An 18,597-nucleotide genomic window follows, 5' to 3' on the forward strand; every position below is an offset into this window, starting at 1 on the left:
ATTTCAGTCCTGATCCGCGGCACCTCAAAAGAGACCAACGAACCCGCAAATCCCCCATAGAATCAGGCCTCACAGCCTTAACCTGACGCGAATGGGAAGGAGGCTTGTGCGTGGGATGGCGCGTTGTTTTCTCATTGGCGGGACTGCTTCCCTGACCCAGACTTTGCCTGTGCAAGCTCTTCCCGTTATTGAGAATCCGCGTGGCATTCTGGCTTTTGACTTCGATGGCACCTTGCATTGGCCTGCCCACGATCCTCCGGTGGATCCTCGTCTGTGCCGCCGCATTGAGGAGTTGCGCGAGCGCGAGGGCATGATTTGGGGTATCTGCACCGGGCGATCGCTCATGCATCTGGTGGAGGGGATGACGGGGCAGCTTCCTTTTTTGCCGGACTTTGTGGTGGCTCGCGAGCGGGAGATTTATTTCCCCGGTCGTTTTGGCCGCTTCGTGCCCGATCCGGATTGGAACAAGCGCTGTGAGAAGGATCACAAGAGGCTTTTCAAGAAGGTGCGCAAGCAGCTCAAGGAGGTGCGGCGTTATGTGGAAGAGACGGCTCTAGGTCGCTGGGTGGAGGTGGAGGGTGACCTTGCGGGGGTGGTCCTGCCGCATGAGGATGAGATGGAGGGGCTTCTCGCGGAGGTGGGCCGGGTTTGTGGCACCAGTCCTCTCCTCGCCTACGAGCGCAATGGGGTCTATCTGCGCTTCAGCCACCGTGCTTACAGCAAGGGGAGCGCCTTGCAGGAGATTGCCCGACGGGTTTCTCTGGGGGCGGAGGCTGTTTTTCCGGCGGGGGATAATTTCAATGACCTCAGTATGCTTTCTTCCGAGGTGACGGCGCGTCCGCTTTGCCCGCAGAATGCGGTGGAGGAGGTCAAGGCCTTTGTTCTTCAGCAGGGCGGGGTGGTGGGCGAGGGGGAGGCCAGCCGGGGCGTGCTCGCGGCCTTGGAAGAGGTCTTTGCCCCGGTCGAGCGGCCCGTCCCTCACCCGGTCAAGTGAGGGTCCGGCCCGGCGAGGCCTCAAGGATTGACCACCTCGAAGTTATAGGTGCCTGATTGGGCGATGATTTCCTTGCGGCCCTCGAGGTCGCGCATGAACTGGCAGGCCAGGGACTCCTCCAGAGGCTTGCCGCTCTCGGTGAGGGTGGCTTTTTCGTCCGCCGGAAGGGCGATCACGCCAGTGGTGTTGGGGGGAATGGTGACCTGGGCGGAAAGGCCTTTTTCCGTTGTTTTCCAATGAATGGCCAGTCGTCCGTAGGGGGTGTCGTGATGGGCCTTGACCTCGGTGATGGATCCATCGGCGGGGATGAAAGGGGCGACCCGCAAGGTCTTGAACCCCGGGGCCTGATGGATGAAGCCGGCCAGAAAGCTCATCATCCATTCTGCGGTGCTGGCGAGGGCCACTGGAGAGGGTTCGGCTTCTTCTTGGCCAAAGCTGCGCGCCAGAGTCACCGCCTGTTCGTGGTGGTTGGTCCAGCTCAGCACGGGCAGGATGGCGGCGGTGCCAAAGGGGTCGGCCTGCAGGCCTTCCTGTTGCAAGCGGGCGGAGAGGGCTTTCGCCATCTTTTCCTTGCCTTCCGGGGGCAGGAGGGAAAAGCGCAGGGCCAGGATCTGCGCGCTTTGTGAGGACTCGGTCAGATTTTGCTCCTCGTCGAGAAATCGTTTTTCAAAGCCTTTGCGCAGATTGTCGAACCAGACCTTGTGCTGCATGATGTAGGGCAAATGGCTCTTGGCGGTGGCCATTTCGCTTGCGATGCGGGCATCGAGGGAGAAGTAGCAAAGGGCGAGAAAATCGGGGGAGGGGCTGTTTTCTGCCGCCTCGCTTTCCCCGTAGGCCTGGCCCGCGAAGTCGGCGTCCAGCCTCTGCTGGGCCGCGAGATGGGCGATGGCTGGCTCGAAGGCGATGTCGACGAAGGAGGGGTCGCCGGTGAGCTGCCAGAGGGCGAAGGGGATGACGAGAGCGGCATCGGAGTGTCCTGGTGCGGGCGGGGCCTTCTCCTCTCCGCCCAGTCGAGCGGGGAAGAGCCCTTTTCCTCCTTGCTCCGCCACGATCTCTTGCAGCCAAACGCGGTAGTAGTCGGCGAGGTCGGCTTGGAAAGCGAAGCCGCGGGCGCTCAAGTGCAGGGGGGCTCCCCAGGCTTTGTCCCCGGGTGCAAAGCGGGCGGGTGGCCCGAGCACCGTCTTTGCGGATTCCTGCGCAGCGACAAAGAGTTGGTTCAAGTCCTCATCGGAGCTCTCGAAGCTTGAGAGAAGGCGGGCTTCAGCCGCAGGAGGAGTCTTTTCTTCCGCCAAATAGGTGAAACTGGCAGGCGCGCTCCATTCGCTAGCGGTCAACTCCTCGCCAGTCTGGCTCCAGAGCCGGACCTGCCAGTGGTAGTCCTGACCCTTTGTCAGTTCCGGTCCCTCGTAGGGGAGAAAAATTGATTGGCCGGACTCCACTTGGCCGGAGTCCCAGACCAGTTCTTTGTCGGGGGCCAGGTTCTCTTCGTTGGCGGCCACCAGGATCTGGTAACCGTTTTGAATTTGTCCCCGGCCTTCCGCCTTGATTTGCCAGGAGAAACGGAGGGAGTTTTCCCCGTTGACTGTGATGGCGGAGTTTTGCAGGGCCGTCGGATGCACAGGCCCGATTTCTTGTCCGGCAAGGGGGAGGCTCACGGCCAGCGCGAGAGGGAGGAGGGTTGCAAAAGTCATCCCCCAGTTGTTCGCTGGCCGGGTGGCCTTCGTCAAGGCTGGAGCGCCCGCTGGCGGGGGGTGAGAAATTCCACGATGCGCCCGGGGTCGTGGGCCAGCCAGCCCTCCAGACGGCTGCGCTGGTGGGCGGTGAGAGTGGGGAGGGCGTTCCACGGCGAGCGCGCCAGGCGGAACTTTTGGTCGGCCTCCTTGGCCGGGCGGGTGCCTTTGAGAGCCCGCCCATGGAATATCTCGACTTCCCCCAGGGTGTCGTGGATTTGTTGGCTCAGCGCGGAAATGCCTCCCAGCGAAGGGTTGGAGGAAAGGAGGGTGGCCTCTCTTCCCTGATGCCAGGCTGCCTGGCTTTGGATGACGGGCGGGAGGTGGCCCAGAGGCAATTCTCCCTGCCAGGGGCCGCTTTGGCGCACGGCCAGGAGCTCCGGGCGAATGGTTTCCGGGCGCACGAGGGGAAGAATAGCAGAAGGCTTGCCCATCAGCATCAAGGCCATTTCCAAGCGGGGAAAGAGGTCCGGGAGGGAGAAAAGGCGGTCGCGGCGGGGAAGGAGTTCCTGCCCTTCGCCCGAAAAAAAGCGGGCCACGGGAAAGTTCCAGCCCGGTTCGTGGTAATGGGCCAGCCAAGAGGCCTCCTCCCCGGGATGGTTGTTGCGGATGAGGAGGGGGACAAACTCGTCTTCCAAGCATTCCACCAAGAGGGGATGACTGAGGATCTCGGACCCGAAATCCTGACAGGGGCCTCAGCCGGGGACCTCTTGAAAAAGGAGAAAAACGGGACGCTGGCTGCTGCGGGCCAGGGTAAAGGCCGCCTCGTGGTCGCGCTGCCAGCGGACCAATCCAAGTTCGCTAGGGGGAGGTGTCATTCAGCGGTATGGGGTGGTTGCGGAGCGCGCAGGGTGCGGGGGTCGATGTGGTGGTAGTCGTCCTCGATACGGGTGAAAAGCTTGGGACAAGGAGGCTTGTGGACGGTGCGGACGGCCAGGGAAGGGAACTGGCTGCGAGGCATGGTGCCCCCTCCCGTTGCTCCGGAGGTAGCCACAATCTCGGATTCCCCCTCCAGTTTTTTCTGCAGGGCCCGGGCTTTCTCGCGCAGTTCCTCCTCGCTTTCCCGCAGCATGTCGAGGACGGGGATCAGCCCCACTCGCGAGGGGTCGTCACGCAGGGTGAGGTAGTCGAGGATGACCTCTTGCAAGGCGGTGAGAATGAGTTTGTCCGGTCGCACCGCGCGGTAGAAGGGCTCCTTCTTGATTCGGGCCACGAGGTCCGCGCGCCCGGCGATGATTCCGGCCTGGGGGCCGCCGAGGAGTTTGTCTCCCGAGAAAAGGACGAGCTCGATGCCGCGCGCCAATTGCTCTTGCGGGCGGGGCTCGTGCTCAATGGGGGCCAGCTCGTCGGTATTCATCAGGGCTCCCGAGCCGAGGTCTTCCACGAGGGGGATGCCCTGCTGCCGGGAGAGGGCGGAAAGTTCTCCCAAGTCCGCTTCCCCGATGAATCCCTCTTGATAGAAGTTCGAACGATGGACCTTGAGGATGAGAGCGGTGCGTTCGCTGAGAGCGTTTTCGTAGTCCCGGAGGTGGGTTTTGTTGGTGGCTCCCACTTCCACCAACTTGGCTCCGGAGGTCTCCAGGATATCCGGGATGCGAAAGCCGCCTCCGATTTCGACCAGCTCTCCGCGGGAGACGATCACTTCGTTGCGGCCCTCAGCGATGAGAGCCCGGAGGGTCAGGACCAGGGCGGCGGCACAATTGTTCACCACCGTCGCGGCTTCGGCTTCGACCAGGATGGAGAGGGATTCTTCCAGAAAGGCCCCCCGTTTGCCGCGTTTGCCGGTAGCCAGGTCGACCTCCAGATTGCAGTAATTGGTCGCCACATCGTAAACGGCTTGGGCCGCCCGGGTTCCCAGCGGAGCCCGCCCCAGATTGGTGTGGATCAGGATGCCCGTGCCATTGAGGACTGGCTGCAGGCGGGAGCCCTCGAACTCCTCCAGGGCTTGGCCGATTTCCGCTTCGATCTCGTTCCGGCTCAGCTTTTCGCCCTGTTGCAGTCGCTCCCGGAATCGCCCTACCTGTCTCTTGATGAAACCAATAATCAGTGACTTGGGGAGCCCGGAGTCGGCCGCGAGGCGTTGGGCCAGGGTCTCCACCGAGGGTAAAGCGGCAAGATTCATGCTCCCAAGGTGCCAAAGCTGGCGAAAAAATCCAACCGGGAAGGGGGATAAACTGCAAAAGAGGTCTGTTCCACCCTCCTCGGCTCCGCTGGGTTCCGGGGGGAGGAAGGGCGGAGGTCAAATCGGTGGCCGATGGTCTGAGGTCACGTTTTGTGCTCATTTTATGTGGGTTGCGACGATGTTGCTGTTGGTTGTCGAGAGAGGGGCGCCTCCCAGGCGAAAAAAAAACGAAGAAAACCAAAATAGATTTTGACAGGGGCGGTCTCGTTGCTAACGTCCCGCCCGCTTTTCGCGGGGCGGACTTCGCTAAAACACTTGCAAGTTTCTATTGCATTTCGTTTCAAACTAAGTCACAGCCACTCGTCAGGCGACCGGACAATGCTTATGTAGCTCAGGGGTAGAGCACATCCTTGGTAAGGATGAGGTCGGGGGTTCAATTCCCCCCATAAGCTCCAGGTCCCGGGAGAAAAATCCGCAAAACACTAAAGGAAATGGCGAAAGAACAATTCGAAAGGAACAAGCCCCACGTCAACATTGGCACCATCGGGCACGTTGACCACGGTAAGACAACTTTGACAGCAGCAATCACAACTGTCCTTGCAGAGCAGGGCGGTGGTGTTGCCAAGGCATACGACCAGATTGACGCAGCTCCCGAGGAGAAGGCTCGTGGTATCACTATCTCGACTGCGCACGTGGAATACGAGACCGCAAATCGTCACTACGCGCACGTTGATTGCCCCGGTCACGCCGACTACGTTAAGAACATGATCACCGGTGCCGCTCAGATGGACGGTGGTGTTCTCGTTGTTTCCGCTGCTGACGGCCCCATGCCTCAGACTCGTGAGCACATCCTGCTCGCTCGTCAGGTGGGTGTTCCCGCTTTGGTTGTTTTCTTGAACAAGACTGACCAGGTCGACGACGAAGAGCTTCTTGAGCTCGTCGAAATGGAAGTCCGCGAACTTCTCAGCCAGTACGAATTCCCCGGCGACGACATCCCGATCGTGAAGGGTTCCGCTCTCAAGGCTCTCGAAGGTGACGCTGCTCACAAAGAGGCTATTCTCAAGTTGATGGAAGCTGTCGACAGCTACGTGCCCGAGCCCGAGCGCCCCGTTGACCAGGACTTCCTCATGCCCATCGAGGACGTGTTCTCGATTGAAGGTCGTGGAACAGTGGCTACCGGTCGTGTCGAGCGTGGTATCATCAAGAAGATGGCTGAAGTTGAGATCGTCGGTATCCGCGACACTCAGAAGACCACCATCACTGACATCGAGATGTTCCGTAAGCTTCTTGACGAAGGTCGTGCCGGTGACAACGTCGGTCTCCTCGTCCGTGGTCTCAAGAAAGACGACCTCGAGCGTGGCCAGGTTATCGTGAAGCCCGGTTCCGTGACTCCTCACAAGAAGTTCAAGGCTGAGGTTTACGTTCTTTCCAAGGATGAAGGTGGTCGTCACACTCCCTTCTTCTCCAACTACCGTCCCCAGTTCTACTTCCGCACAACTGACGTGACTGGCAGCATCAAGCTCCCCGACGGTGTGGAAATGGTGATGCCTGGTGACAACGTCGAGTTGGAAATCGAGCTCATCACTCCTATCGCCATGGAGAAGACCATGCGCTTCGCTATCCGCGAAGGTGGCCGCACTGTGGGTGCTGGCCGGGTGGGTGACATCCTTGACTAATTCTTAAAAATCTCTGGACGAACTCCCGTCCAGATGGCACAGGACTTTACGGGGCATTCCGGTCTAGGCTGGAGTGCCCCAAGTCGCCTCTAAAATAGGACAGTAGCTCAATTGGTAGAGCATCGGTTTCCAAAACCGAGGGTTGCAGGTTCGAGTCCTGTCTGTCCTGCCACTTTTTATTTTCTCAAGTCACACTCATGCGCAAAGCGTTCACATTCATCAACGAAGTCAAGGGAGAGCTCCGGAAAGCAGCTTGGCCTTGGGATCCGGACCCGAAAGTCAAAGGGTTCAAGAAGTTCAAGGAACTCATCGATTCCACTGTAGTTGTGATTGTGGCCATGCTGCTTTTGGCAGGGTTCGTGGCCTTTTGGGACTTCATCCACCGCAACGTGGTGGACTTCCTCACCGCTCTCGGTGTGGGGTAGGGAAGGCAACTTTCCGACTAACAATTTTTTACGAGATACGAATCAAGCGATGCCGAATATTCCCCAGGCGAAAGACCAGTGGTATGTGGTGCACGTGCTCTCCGGACAGGAGAATAGCGTGGCCAAGCGGATCCGCCGTGAGGTGGAGCGCGAGGAGTTGGGAGACTACATCTTCGAGGTGCTGGTCCCCACTGAGATGGTGGAAGAGAATCGCAAGGGTAAGAAAGTCGAGATGAAGAAGAAGTTCTTCCCCGGCTACATCATCGTCAACATGTATCTCTTTGATGAAAACAAGGACTTGGTTGACCAATCCTGGTATTTCATCAAGGAAATGGACGGAGTGATCGGCTTCGCGGGCACCAAGGACAAGCCCATCCCCATGCGTCCGCGCGAGGTGGAGAGCATGCTGGCCCAGATCAAGGAGCGCGAAGAATCCGTCCGTCCTTCCATCTCTTATGAAGTGGGCGATACCGTGCTGGTCGCGGATGGTCCTTTCGAAAGTCAGAACGGCGTGGTCGAAGAAATCGATCACGAGCGCGGCAAGCTGCGCGTGTCGGTGACAATTTTCGGTCGCTCAACTCCGGTCGAGTTGGAGACCTGGCAGGTGGAAAGCGCCTAATCAACATTAAGTAACACTCAGATGGCTAAGGAAGTAAAACAAATCTTGAAGCTGCAGATCCAGGCAGGACAGGCGAACCCTTCACCACCCGTCGGTCCCGCACTCGGTCAGGCAGGGGTGAATATCATGCAGTTCTGCAAAGATTTCAATGCAGCAACCCAGCAGCAAGCGGGCGACCTCCTCCCGACCGTGATCACGGTCTTCAAGGACAGCTCTTTCACCTTCATCACCAAGCAACCCCCGGCAGCGGTTCTTCTCAAGAAAGCCGCCAACATCGCCTCCGGTTCCGGTGAGCCCCACACCACCAAAGTGGGTAAGATTTCCAAGGAGAAACTCCTGGAAGTGGTGAAAGTCAAGTTGCCTGACCTCAACACCAACGACCTCGAACAAGGGGCCAAAATTCTCGCGGGCACCGCTCGTCAGATGGGTCTCGAAGTGGAAGGAATGTAAGCTTCGTAACCCGGCAGGGCGGCACACCGCTGCCACTCTGGGTTTCTCTCCGCAAACCGTAGGAGAATGTCGCAATACGGTGACATTCGCCCGCACTACAAAGCAAAATAATGGCTAGCAAAAAAAGCAAACGATATCGTGAAGCCGCCTCCAAGATTGAGGCTGGCAAAGGTTACCCCCTCGCTGAGGCGGTGACCGTTCTCAAGAGTCTTCCCGCGCCTAAGTTCGATGGCACGGTCACTCTCTCCTTCAAACTGGGCATCGACCCCCGCAAGAGCGACCAGATGGTCCGCGGTAGCGTCTCCCTCCCGCACGGCACCGGTAAGACTGTCCGCGTGATTGTCTTCGCCACCGGTGATGCCGCCAAGGCTGCTCAAGAAGCAGGTGCCGACGAAGTGGGTATGGACGATCTCATCAAAAAGGTGCAGGACGGCTTCCTCGACTTCGATGCCGCCATCGCCACTCCCGACGCGATGAAGGAAGTGCGTAAGATCGCCCGGGTTCTCGGACCACGCGGTCTCATGCCCAACCCCAAGACTGGCACCGTCACCGAAGACACCGCTAAAGCAGTCAACGCCACCAAGGCGGGTAAAATCGATTACAAGGTCGACAAGAATGGCTGTGTCGCAGCTGCCGTCGGTAAGATTTCCTTCGACGAAACCAAACTGGTGGAGAACGCTTCTTCCCTCATTGAGAGCTTGGTCAAGGCCAAGCCCGCTTCCGCGAAGGGCGACTACATCCAGTCCGTCACTCTCGCTTCCTCCATGCAGCCCGGTCTGCCTTTGGAAGCTTCCCTCTACGCCATCAACTAATCCGAGAAGAAAGAACCGATTATGAACCCAGATAAGAAAATCATCGTCGACGAGCTTCTCGAAAGAGTGAATAGCTCGCCCTTCCTGATCGTGGTGGACTACAACACCATGACCGTGCCTCAGTTCAGCGAGCTGCGCAATCGCCTCGCCGAAGCTGGTTCCGAGTGCCACGTGGGTAAAAACCGCTACATGCGCATCGCCCTCGAGCAAGCGGAACTGCCCAGCCTGGGCGACGACCTCAAGGGACAGACGGCCTTCATCACTGGTGAGAGCGACGTCTGTGCCGCCGCCAAGGTGGTGAAGAATTTCCAGAAGGAATTCAAGAAGCCGGAAGTGAAGAGCGCCATTCTTGATGGCAACGTGCTTGATGCCAAGCAAGTGGAAGCTCTTGCCGACCTGCCTTCCCGCGAAGTTCTCCTCGCCCAGCTCCTCGGTGTTATCAATGCTCCCGCTTCCAAGCTGGTGCGCACCATCAACGAGCCGGCTGCTTCTTTGGCCCGCGTCATCAAGGCCAAGTTCCCCGACGGCGACGAGTAAGGCTTGCCCTCTCGCAGAGAAATTTTTCAAAAGCCCTCCGGTTCGGCCGGTGGGCTTTTTTCGTCTCCCCTCGGAAGGTTTTCTTCGCCAGCGAGCAGGTATTCCTCTTCAGCAGCGCGTGGGGCCGTTTTTCAACAAACGGTTCAGCCTGCCGCGGAGATGGCGTTGCGCGATGAGGCAGGGGAGATTGGAAAGGAGGGCGTAGGCGATGATGATGAGGCTGGCGGGAAAGGGGGTCCAGGCGACGAAGAGAAAGAGAACGGCCATTTGCAGCCAATGGGACCATTCGCCCCGGCAGGTTTCCAATCGGAACTCGTGCAGATAGGTCTTTTCGCGGGACTGCAGGGTGCGTTTGGTGAAGCCGGACAACCAGCCAGCCCCGTCGGGGAGGTGCTTTTTCCACGATCGGACCCGGAAACAGGTTTGGTAGCGCTCTCCCTCCCGTTCCCACTCTCTGATTCGATACAAAGGGGAAGACGGCGAGAAGCAGGACGCAGGTAGCCGCAGGCTGAGCCAAGCGAGCGCGAGATGCACCACGGGAATGCCCAGCGCATTCAGGATCACGATCCAATGGTTGGGGAGTTCAATGAACATCGCGTCCTTTCCATGGGGTGGTTTTTCCCTTTTTCTGATCCCGGAGGGCGGTGAAGAAAAGGACCTGATAGAATGTGAGAGCGATGGGAAAGAGGAGGGCCGTAAGGGGCGAAAAGCGCCCGACGAGCCGGAATGCCCAGCCGCATTGGGCGGCGTAGAAGAGGTAGCCCGCAGCGAGGAGGGGGACGAAAGCCGGGTCGGCATGGGGGTAGAAAAGGGCAAAGGGCAGGCTGACGAGAATCGTCATGGCCCCGGTCAGCCAGAGGGAGATCAGGAGCAAGGCCTGGCGATTGGTTTGCTTGGCCCCGGTGGTGAAGCCTTTTTTCCAGCTGTTCCAAATTTGCCCCAATCCTTGGTCGAACATGCGCATGGCGAGAACTCCGCGGCCCAGGAAGACTTGGCAGTGGCCACCCTTCTCCCGTATCAAGCCGGCGAGATGGAAGTTTTCCAGAACTTGGTTTCGAACGGAGTGGTGGCCCTCCGCTTCTTGGTAGAGGGCCCGGGAAATGAGGAGGCTTTGCCCAAAGAGGGCGGACTCGCTTTGGGCAGAGGGGCGGAGCCTGAAGGCATTCGAGCCCGCGACCATGACGAGATTGAAAAAGGCGGAAAGCTCCTCGATGGCGGAGCCAGGACAATGATGGGGGCAGAGTGAGGACACCGATCTGTCGTCCCCGGTGAGGTGGCTGATTTTATCGAAACCGCCTGGCTCGAACCAAGTGTCGGCATCCAGAAAGAGAAGCCAGTCGCCGGTGGCAGCCCGGGCTCCGGTCTCGCAGGCCCACGGCTTGCCCTGCCACTCTGCGGGCCGGGGAGGAGTGCTGATCACGGTGGCTCCCAGATCGCCGGCCACGCGAGCGGTGCCATCGGTGGACTCATCGTCTACGACGAGAATCTCGTGGGGCGGGTGCTGGTTTTCTGCGAGGGAAGAGAGAAGCCGACCCAGGCGGTGCTCCTCGTTTCGGGCTGGAATAATGATGGAAATGCGGCCTTCCTTCGCCGACCGGGGTGGCGGGGAGAGAAACCGGGGTCGCCCCAGAATCAGCCACAGGCTGGGACCGAGCAGCAAGGCGATGAGGGGGGCGAGGGAGAGCATGAGCGGAGGGAAGCGGCTTCACGAAGACGAGCGGTCCGAAACAATGCGATCGGCGACTTTTTGCCCGGAGAGGATCACCATGGGCATTCCGCCCCCGGGATTGATACTGCCCCCGCAGAAATAGAGGTTCTTGTATTTGGAACTCGTCTTGGGAGCCTTGAAACCACGGTTCAGTTTCCAGTCGCTGACCACTCCGTAGATGGAGCCTCGATTCGAGCGGTAGAGGCGCTCGATGTCCACGGGGGTGAGAAAATCTTCGGTCACGATGTGCTTTCGCAACTCCGGGGTGCAGGTTTTCTCCATTTTGTCCAAGACCCGCTCCCGCAGGGCGAGGTAGTCCTCCTGGGACGGGCTTTGGCCCTCTGCGAGCGGCGGAATGTGGGGGAGAATCTTGATGTTGTCGCAGCCTGGAGGGGCCTTGCTGGTATCTGTCCGGGTGGGTGCCACGACGTAGAGGGTGGGATCGTCCGGCAGTTCTTTCTTCTGAAAGACGGTGTCAAAGTGTTTATGCTGATCCCGGGAGTAGACGAAATTGTGGTGGGCCAGTTCGGGATAGATCCGGTCGGTGCCCAGATGGATGACGAGTCCGGAGCAGGCCGGTTGAAATTTTTTGTATTTTCGCAAAAAGCGATCGGATTCGCCGAGGAGCTTTTCGTAAGTGGGGATGACTTCCATGTTGCTCACGATAAGGTCGAATTCGCGCTGGCTGCCATCGGCCAGCTCCAGGCCGGTGACCCGATTGTTGCTCTTGGTGATGCTGGTGACATCGGCTTCCAAGTGAATGGGGATTTCCATCTCGGCCATTAACTTCTCTAATCCTTCGGCCAGGCGATACATGCCCCCTTCGACATACCAGAGGCCATGGTCGAATTGGATAATAGGCATCATGTTCATATATCCCGGTGCATCCAGGGCGGAGGAACCGACATATTTGATAAAATATTCGAAGATGCTGCGCAGAGCCGGGCTGCTGAGTCGCTCCGCAACCGATTCGGACATGTTCTTGCGGTAGTCGATCTCTCTCCCGATTTTTTTGAGGCCGTAATGTTTGAGGAATTCCCAAAGGCCGTCGATGCCTTCTTGCAGGTATCCGGTGTTGAGGACCTCGTATTGTTTGCGGGCATAGGAGAGAAAGTCCTGTAGTTCGCGCCAGTGGGCCTCAGCGTCGCCGGGAAGCTTCGCCAGCTCGCGTCTCATCAGCTCATCTTCTTGGAAGAGGTCTAGGACAAGGCCGTCGTCAAAAAAATTACGCCAATGGGGAGTCACCGCCTGCAAGCTCACATAGTCCGCCATATCTTTGCCCGCGCGGCGGAAGAGGTCTCCGAAGAGGGCCGGGAGGGTAAAAATGGAGGGACCGAGATCGAAAGTGAAGCCCTCTTGCGCCAGCACATTGAGTTTGCCCCCGAGGTGCTTGTTTTTCTCGAAGATCTCGACGGCATATCCTTCCGCGCGCAGCGAGATGGCGGCAGACATTCCTCCCAGGCCGGCTCCGATGACCGCCACGCGATTTCCTTGCATGGCGGACGGTTGGGCGGGAATATCACCTTGTCAACGATGCGGCCGCCCTTAGTTTGCGACACCCTGCCGCAAGTAATGACCGAGACTCCACCAGCCCAGCAAGAGCAACTGATCGCGGAACAGCAGGCCTTTTTCCGGGCCGGACGCACCCGCTCCCTCGATGATCGTCTGGCGATTCTGACCCGCTTCGAGACCGTGTTGCGCGACCATCAAGAAGAGCTGTTGCGCGTGCTCGCTGCGGATCTGGGCAAGCCCACGCTGGAGGCTTTTCTTTCGGAGTATCACTTTGTGCTGCAGGAGATTCGTTTGATGAGGAAGTGTTTGCGGCGCTGGTTGCAGCCCCGTTCTTTTTCCAGCCCGCTTTACTTTTGGCCCTGTCGGAATGAAGTGCGCCGCGAGCCTCATGGGAACACGCTCCTCATCGCCCCTTGGAATTACCCCGTGCAGCTCGCGCTCGGGCCCCTGCTCGGGGCGGTGGCTGCTGGAAATACCGTTATCTTGAAGCCCTCGGAGGAGGCTCCCGCAACGGCCGCCTTTTTGGAAAGGGTTCTCGCCGAGATCTTCCCTCCCGGCTGGGTAGCGGTCGTGCAAGGAGGTAAAGAGGTGACTCACTCGCTTTTGCAACATCGCTTTGATTTTCTGTTTTTCACCGGAAGCAGCCGGGTGGGGAGGATTGTCGCCGGGCAGGCCGCGCGGCACCTGACTCCGCATGTGCTGGAACTGGGCGGGAAGTGCCCTTGTGTGGTGGATGGCTCGGCTGACCTGACAATGGCCGCTAAACGGATTTTGACAGGGAAACTCTTCAATGCCGGCCAGACTTGTTTCGCCCCCGATTTCGTCGCGGTGGAAGAAGCGGTCGCCGGGGAGCTGCAGGATGAGCTGACAGAATGGTTGACTCGCCTGCCTTGGGAAAAAGAGCTCGCCCGCATCGTCAACCGGAAGCATTATGAGCGGTTGCAGGGGCTGCTGAAGGGGAATGAGATTGGCAAGGGTTGCGATCAGCCCGATGAGCTTGGGATGGCTCCACGGCTTGTTCCCGGTGCCCAATGGGGCGATGACTGCATGAAAGAAGAGATCTTCGGTCCCATCCTTCCACTCGTCAGTTATCGCGATGAAAGTGAACTCTATGCCCGCCTTTCCTCTTATCCGGAGCCTCTCGCGCTCTACTGCTTTTCCAAGGACAAGGGTTTCGTGGAGCGCTTGGTGCGGGAGGTTCCTTCCGGCGGGGTGTGCGTGAACGATGTGGGTAAGCAAGCGAGTAATCCCAATGGGTCCTTTGGTGGCAAGGGCGAAAGTGGCTATGGCCGCTACCGGGGGGAGGCCAGCGTGCGCGCCTTCACCTACGAGAGAACCTACAGCCGACGCTATTTCTTTCCCGATCCGTTTGCGAGCCTTCCTCCTCGGGACAAACAAACCCGTCTGCTGCGCAAATGGCTTAAGTGAGGCCGGTCCACTTATTGCGCGAGTTTTCCATATGAGGAATCGGGATCGAGAGCCCGACATTGTGCCATCAGCTCTCCGGCCCCCGCTATATTTTCGTCGCGATAGGCGAGAGCGGCATAATAAAGAATGGCCTGGCGCTCACTGCGGGTGAAGGGTTTCTTTTTTTGCGCGGCCGGAACCAGAAGGTTGAAGTCGGCAAGAGAGGTCTCGCGCACGCCGAAGCGCTTGGGGATGCGGTAATAAGCGATTGCGCGCACCATGCGCACGCGACCGTCATGGGGAGCTTCCACGATGGCTTCGTTCATGAGCTCGCGCCCGCGTTTCAGGTTCGCGAGCTTGGATGGCGGCCATTTGCCGAACTTGGCGCGCAAAGCATAAGCGCTTCCGAGAAAGGCCTTGGCGAGGGAGTCCCCGGGATGCGCAGCCAGTTGTTGCTGGAAGTTGGCGATTTGTTGATCGATCTGGTCAACGTTTCCCTGCAGGCAGACTTCGTGCCAGGCCCGGTATTGCTGCAGGGCCTCCGGGGTGGCTTGCGCGGCGAGCTTCGCCAAGCCCCCCCAGGTGCAGGCCAGAATCACAAAGAGAAATTTGCCACTTATCATGACCGCACTCTAGGCCCGGGCGCTGGTGGCAGCAAGGAGTTCGGAGGCAAAATCGATGCGGTCGCGCTTGGTGCCGTAAGCTTCGTCGATGAGATTGGCCGAGATGCGGGCGCTTTCGAAGATCGTTGGCAGCCCGCTGCCCGGGTGGGTTCCGCCTCCCACCAGATAGATATTCTCAAATCCCTGCAGTTTGTTGCGGGGCCGGAGGTAGAGCATTTGGTCCAGGGTGTGGGCCAAGTTGAAGGTGGCGCCCAAGAAGATGTCGGCGCTCTCCCAATCGGTCGGGGTGATGCATCGTTCTTCGACAATGTGCTCCCGGAGATCCTTCATCCCGGTTTTCGCAATCACCCGGTCGAGAACCTTTTCCCGATACTGTTCGCGCATTTCTTCCGTCCATTGGTCTCCTTCGCGATTATTAATCGTTGGGACGAGGAAGTAGAGCTGGGAGTGACCTTCCGGAGCAACGGTTTTGTCGTTGATGCTGGAATTGCGAACATAGATCGACATGTCATCCGAGATGGTTTTTTCGCTCTGGATATCGGCAACGTTTTGGGCGTAGTTGTCGGCAAAGATGATGTGATGGTGCGGCTCCTCTTGATAAATTTTATCAAGACCGAGATAGAGCATGTAAGTCGAGCAAGAGAACTTTTTCTTGGCGAGGGTTTCCGGTTCGGTTTTTCTCTCGCCGAAAATAAGCGAACGAGCGTGGGCGTAGTCGGCATTGACGATTAAATCGTCACAAGAAAGGACCTGGCCATCGGCAAGGACGACCCCCGAGACGCGATCTCCCTGATATTGAAAGGAAGTCACTTCGCTCTCCAGCATCAGTTGACCCCCTTCTTCCTGGAAAATGTCCGCCATGATTTCGGACATTTTGGAAAGGCCGCCTTCCACATGATAGATGCCATACTCGTATTCGATGTAAGAGAGGATGCTAAACAAGCCGGGACAATTCCAGGGCGACATCCCCAGATATTTGGCTTGGAAGGTGAAGGCGAGTTTCAGTCTCTCGTCGTCGAAGTAGCCGTCCAAGACATCCATGACCGTCTTATTCGTGGCCACGTGGGGCAGGGCTTTGAGCAGGTGGGAGGCGAACAGGGAAGAAAGTTGGTGATAGGGCTTGAGCAGGCAAGGGAAGATGGCCTGCAGCTTGTGGGCGTGGTCCCTCATGAAGCGGCGGTAGTTTTCCGCTTCGCCGGGAAAGGCCTTTTCGATGGCGGCGGCCATCTTTTCCCGATCGGAGCTGGTCTCCAGCGATACTCCCTCCCAGGTGAGTTTGGTCATCGGGTCCAGTTTTTGGAAAGGGATGTGCTCGTCTGCTTTGCGCCCGATTTCGGCGAAGATTTCGTCGAGAGTGAACTTCTGGTGAAGAAAGGTCGGTCCGGTATCGAAGCGGTAGTCTCCGGCGACGAGGGGGGCATTGCGCCCGCCCACGGTGGCTCCTTTTTCGAGGAGCGTGACCTGATATCCCCGATGGGCCAGCAACATGCCGCTGACCAGCCCGCCTGGTCCGGCTCCTACGATAATGATCTTCTTCCTCATGCCTCCTTGGGTCTATTCTTTGCCGGGCCGGGAGAATTGCAAACCCGGAGGAGAGGAATCTGTCGGGGCCGCTATGCGGTTCCCCCGTGAAAAATGGCAGAGGGAGAGGGATTCGAACCCTCGGTGACATTCCTGCCACGCACGATTTCGAATCGTGTTGCCCCCTTTATTTTTCAATAAAAAATTCAGGTGTTGCCCGTTTGTTGCCCTTTTGGCTGGAGTTTGGCTCTGTTTTGCTCTTTTATCTGCGAGTAGATGCAAGCAGAGGAAAAGGTGACCATCAAGGAGCTGTCAGCCGAGAACGTCATGCGCAAAAAGCGCGGTTATCGCTGGGTGGTCGAGTCTCGGATCGGCGGTAAGAGGAGCCGGAAGTTTTTTCGGCATGGCGAACAGGATAAAGCCAAAGCCCTCAAATCTGAACTGGAGCGCCAGCGGGACACAATCAGCAAGAGCAATCGCGAACTACTGGACGAAACCCTTCTGACCGAGGCCACCGAGGCCACCAAGCAATTGAAGCCCCACGGGAAGAGTCTCAGCGATGCGGTTGCCTTCTATCTTGCGCACTTGAAAGAAAAGGCCAGACAAGACGGGGCGACGATAGAGGAGGGGATTGGCCTCTACCTCGATGCCATGGAAGCGCGGGAACTCGACGTGAAGACGATTAGGCGAGCGAGGCAAACCCTGAACCGTTTCAGCGCCGCACACCCTCGCCGAACCCTTGCCAGCCTCAAGGGCCCCGAGATTCGCGCTTGGTGGGAAACTTTCGGGGGAGTGGTCAACCAGCGGGCGAACCGCACAGACGTGAACACCTTCCTAAACTGGATTGTGAAGAGCGAGCGATTCCCCAACTTCACCGAAAACCCAACCCCGCCCGCTCCCGAGCTTCCCAAGAAGCGGAAAGCGAAAGTCATTCTCACCCCGCCTGACGTGCGGAGGCTGCTTGAATGCGCGGACAGGGAGCTTCTCCCCGCCATCGTGGCTCAAGTCTTCATTGGCGTGCGCAAGGAGGAAGCCCTTCGTCTACGCTGGGAACATTTCGACTGGGAGGAGGAAGAACTTTCCGTTCCCGAGGACGTGACCAAGGGGCGAGAAAATCACGTTCGAATCAATCGCATTCCGCCCAATGCGCTTCAATGGTTGAAGCCCTACTTCGACCAAGAAGGCGGTCCCGTTCTCCCCGCTTACAAGACTGTTGACACTTACGAGAAGGCATTGAGTCGGATTCGGAAAAAGGCCGGATGGAACCAAGAGAATCCTTGGCCGCGCAATGCCCTGCGCAAGACCTTCATCAGTTGCCATGTCGCCAGCTATTCCGACATAGGCAAGACCGCCGCCATTGCAGGAACAAGTGAAGCGGTCATCTTCCGCAATTATCGGGCCTTGGTGAAAAAGTCTCTCGCTAAGAAGCTCTGGGAAATCTATCCGCCGCAAGAGGAAGGGAAGATTGTTGAACTCTCCAACAACAAACGAAAGAGCGCATGACTGAAATGGAGAGCGAAAGAAGGGAAAAACTCGTGAGTTCAGAAGAGAAACAAAAACTTGGTGAGGATGTTGAAAAACCAGAGAAAGCAATGATTTCCGAAGACCTCAACTTCACAATCCCCCCAGAATTAATAGAGGGGTTTAGAGCCGATATGGCCGACTTTCGCTTTCGGATAAATCAAACGAACGGAATAGCAAAGAAGAGGGGGCGGGCCGTATGTGTCGCCTACTTGGAGGCTTTGGACATTAGAGAAGGTGTGAACGATTTGGTAGGGGCTGAACACCTGCGTAAACTGATGGAGCGGGAATTAAAGAGAGATCATGAGGCTAGCGAGATATTGCGAGAAGTCCGCGAACTACTTGCCAGCACGGAGACCCGAAGGCTACGCGCCGGAAATGCGCGGGCAGTTAAACTTTTCGAGTTGTGGCGAGAGTTAAGGCCAATCGGACAGGATAAGCTCTGGATTGAGTTTCAGAAACGTTTTCCAGAGTTGATCGGTGAAGTTCAGAATGATTTTGAAGTGCGCAAGAATGCCTTCTATGCCGCGAACCTAGATTGGCTGGAAAAGTGACTAGATTCTAGGGCTCAAATAAGAGCCTTAGAATCCGAGCGCGATTGCGGGAGTTTGCAGACACTGCACCCCGTATGAAGCAAGCTGCGACAGAAAGTAAACCGTCCGCCCTCGTCGGAGAGTTGGAATGTCTTGGGGCAATCTTCCCCAGTTATCAGCAAACCGGGCCAAGTCTGCGAACCTTCCGAGAATGGCGGGCGAAAGGTTGGATCCCGTATCTCAAGATTTCGCGTCGTGTTTTCTTCGACGTGGAGAAAGTGCGAGCCGTCCTCGATGAACGTTTTCAGGTAGAGGGAGGGAGCGCACAATGAGCCCAAAAGAAAACCCTCGACCCGAGGGCCAAGGGATTCTCAAAAGTCGTTTGCGGGCGACAAGGGAAGAGTCTC

General features: G+C 57.9%; 19 protein-coding genes and 2 tRNA genes. 12 read left to right on the plus strand and 9 right to left on the minus strand.

The annotated features are described in order from the left end of the window. Nucleotides 1-115 precede the first annotated feature (115 nt). Complete coding sequence (locus JIN78_RS15865) at nt 116-994, plus strand: HAD-IIB family hydrolase (RefSeq protein WP_200392980.1); 879 nt, start codon at nt 116-118, stop codon at nt 992-994. Nucleotides 995-1,014: 20 nt separating this feature from the next. Here JIN78_RS15865 and JIN78_RS15870 read toward each other — a convergent pair whose 3' ends face one another. Genes JIN78_RS15870 through selA form a run of 4 tightly spaced genes read right to left on the minus strand, consistent with a single transcriptional unit; the run spans nt 1,015 to nt 4,846 of the window. After that, complete coding sequence (locus tag JIN78_RS15870; protein WP_200392981.1) at nt 1,015-2,685, minus strand: glycoside hydrolase family 78 protein; 1,671 nt, start codon at nt 2,683-2,685, stop codon at nt 1,015-1,017. 32 nt (nt 2,686-2,717) lie between these two features. Next, nucleotides 2,718-3,371 (minus strand): hypothetical protein, encoded by a 654-nt coding sequence (locus JIN78_RS15875; protein ID WP_200392982.1) that lies wholly within the window; start codon nt 3,369-3,371, stop codon nt 2,718-2,720. A 48-nt stretch (nt 3,372-3,419) separates the two neighbouring features. Beyond that, entirely contained in the window at nt 3,420-3,542 is a 123-nt protein-coding gene (locus JIN78_RS17600) for a hypothetical protein (RefSeq protein WP_267907090.1), read from the minus strand. Continuing rightward, entirely contained in the window at nt 3,539-4,846 is a 1,308-nt protein-coding gene (gene selA, locus JIN78_RS15880; RefSeq protein WP_200392983.1) for an L-seryl-tRNA(Sec) selenium transferase, read from the minus strand. Before selA ends, JIN78_RS17600 begins: the two co-directional genes overlap by 4 nt. A 380-nt stretch (nt 4,847-5,226) precedes the next feature. On the opposite strand from selA, the gene JIN78_RS15885 reads away from it, so the two are divergent. The 8 genes from JIN78_RS15885 (at nt 5,227) to rplJ (ending at nt 9,365) form a co-directional block, all read left to right on the plus strand. Further along, a tRNA-Thr gene (locus JIN78_RS15885) sits at nt 5,227-5,301 on the plus strand. A 36-nt stretch (nt 5,302-5,337) separates the two neighbouring features. Then, the gene (tuf, locus tag JIN78_RS15890) at nt 5,338-6,522 is read left to right on the plus strand and encodes an elongation factor Tu (RefSeq protein WP_200392984.1); all 1,185 of its coding nucleotides are present in this window, start codon (nt 5,338-5,340) and stop codon (nt 6,520-6,522) included. A 96-nt stretch (nt 6,523-6,618) separates the two neighbouring features. Then, nucleotides 6,619-6,694 (plus strand) — tRNA-Trp (locus JIN78_RS15895). A gap of 25 nt (nt 6,695-6,719) precedes the next feature. Further along, nucleotides 6,720-6,947, plus strand: a complete 228-nt coding sequence (locus JIN78_RS15900) for a preprotein translocase subunit SecE (RefSeq protein ID WP_200392985.1) — start codon at nt 6,720-6,722, stop codon at nt 6,945-6,947. 49 nt (nt 6,948-6,996) lie between these two features. Then, complete coding sequence (gene nusG, locus JIN78_RS15905) at nt 6,997-7,566, plus strand: transcription termination/antitermination protein NusG (RefSeq protein ID WP_200392986.1); 570 nt, start codon at nt 6,997-6,999, stop codon at nt 7,564-7,566. Between the two features lie 21 nt (nt 7,567-7,587). Continuing rightward, nucleotides 7,588-8,016 carry a 50S ribosomal protein L11 gene (gene rplK / locus JIN78_RS15910; RefSeq protein ID WP_200392987.1) on the plus strand — a complete coding sequence of 143 codons (429 nt, stop codon included), beginning with the start codon at nt 7,588-7,590 and terminating at the stop codon, nt 8,014-8,016. Nucleotides 8,017-8,126: 110 nt separating this feature from the next. After that, nucleotides 8,127-8,828, plus strand: coding sequence for a 50S ribosomal protein L1 (gene rplA / locus JIN78_RS15915; protein WP_200392988.1), 702 nt, complete (start codon nt 8,127-8,129; stop codon nt 8,826-8,828). Nucleotides 8,829-8,849: 21 nt separating this feature from the next. Further along, on the plus strand, nt 8,850-9,365 hold the full coding sequence (gene rplJ, locus JIN78_RS15920) for a 50S ribosomal protein L10 (RefSeq protein WP_200392989.1): 516 nt from the start codon (nt 8,850-8,852) through the stop codon (nt 9,363-9,365). Nucleotides 9,366-9,473: 108 nt separating this feature from the next. On the opposite strand, the gene JIN78_RS15925 is transcribed toward rplJ, so the two are convergent. From JIN78_RS15925 to JIN78_RS15935, 3 genes are read right to left on the minus strand one after another with little or no spacing between them, the layout of a single operon-like run. Further along, entirely contained in the window at nt 9,474-9,959 is a 486-nt protein-coding gene (locus tag JIN78_RS15925) for a glycosyl-4,4'-diaponeurosporenoate acyltransferase CrtO family protein (protein WP_200392990.1), read from the minus strand. Beyond that, nucleotides 9,949-11,052 (minus strand): glycosyltransferase family 2 protein, encoded by a 1,104-nt coding sequence (locus tag JIN78_RS15930; protein ID WP_200392991.1) that lies wholly within the window; start codon nt 11,050-11,052, stop codon nt 9,949-9,951. Before JIN78_RS15930 ends, JIN78_RS15925 begins: the two co-directional genes overlap by 11 nt. Nucleotides 11,053-11,070: 18 nt before the next feature. Next, nucleotides 11,071-12,570 (minus strand): phytoene desaturase family protein, encoded by a 1,500-nt coding sequence (locus JIN78_RS15935; RefSeq protein WP_200392992.1) that lies wholly within the window; start codon nt 12,568-12,570, stop codon nt 11,071-11,073. A gap of 36 nt (nt 12,571-12,606) precedes the next feature. On the opposite strand from JIN78_RS15935, the gene JIN78_RS15940 reads away from it, so the two are divergent. Then, nucleotides 12,607-14,013 carry an aldehyde dehydrogenase family protein gene (locus tag JIN78_RS15940; protein ID WP_200392993.1) on the plus strand — a complete coding sequence of 469 codons (1,407 nt, stop codon included), beginning with the start codon at nt 12,607-12,609 and terminating at the stop codon, nt 14,011-14,013. An 11-nt stretch (nt 14,014-14,024) separates the two neighbouring features. Here the strand turns inward: JIN78_RS15940 and JIN78_RS15945 are convergent, their stop codons facing one another. Together JIN78_RS15945 and JIN78_RS15950 are read right to left on the minus strand one after the other, a co-directional pair. Further along, nucleotides 14,025-14,615, minus strand: coding sequence for a hypothetical protein (locus tag JIN78_RS15945; RefSeq protein WP_200392994.1), 591 nt, complete (start codon nt 14,613-14,615; stop codon nt 14,025-14,027). A 9-nt stretch (nt 14,616-14,624) separates the two neighbouring features. After that, entirely contained in the window at nt 14,625-16,157 is a 1,533-nt protein-coding gene (locus JIN78_RS15950; RefSeq protein ID WP_200392995.1) for a phytoene desaturase family protein, read from the minus strand. A gap of 255 nt (nt 16,158-16,412) precedes the next feature. Between JIN78_RS15950 and JIN78_RS15955 the strand changes: the two genes are divergently transcribed. Then, complete coding sequence (locus JIN78_RS15955; RefSeq protein ID WP_200392996.1) at nt 16,413-17,639, plus strand: tyrosine-type recombinase/integrase; 1,227 nt, start codon at nt 16,413-16,415, stop codon at nt 17,637-17,639. Next, the gene (locus JIN78_RS15960; RefSeq protein ID WP_200392997.1) at nt 17,636-18,211 is read left to right on the plus strand and encodes a hypothetical protein; all 576 of its coding nucleotides are present in this window, start codon (nt 17,636-17,638) and stop codon (nt 18,209-18,211) included. Before JIN78_RS15955 ends, JIN78_RS15960 begins: the two co-directional genes overlap by 4 nt. Nucleotides 18,212-18,597 lie beyond the last annotated feature (386 nt).

The sequence above is a fragment of the Roseibacillus ishigakijimensis genome, assembly GCF_016595415.1.
GTDB classification, from domain to species: Bacteria; Verrucomicrobiota; Verrucomicrobiia; order Verrucomicrobiales; family Akkermansiaceae; genus Roseibacillus; species Roseibacillus ishigakijimensis.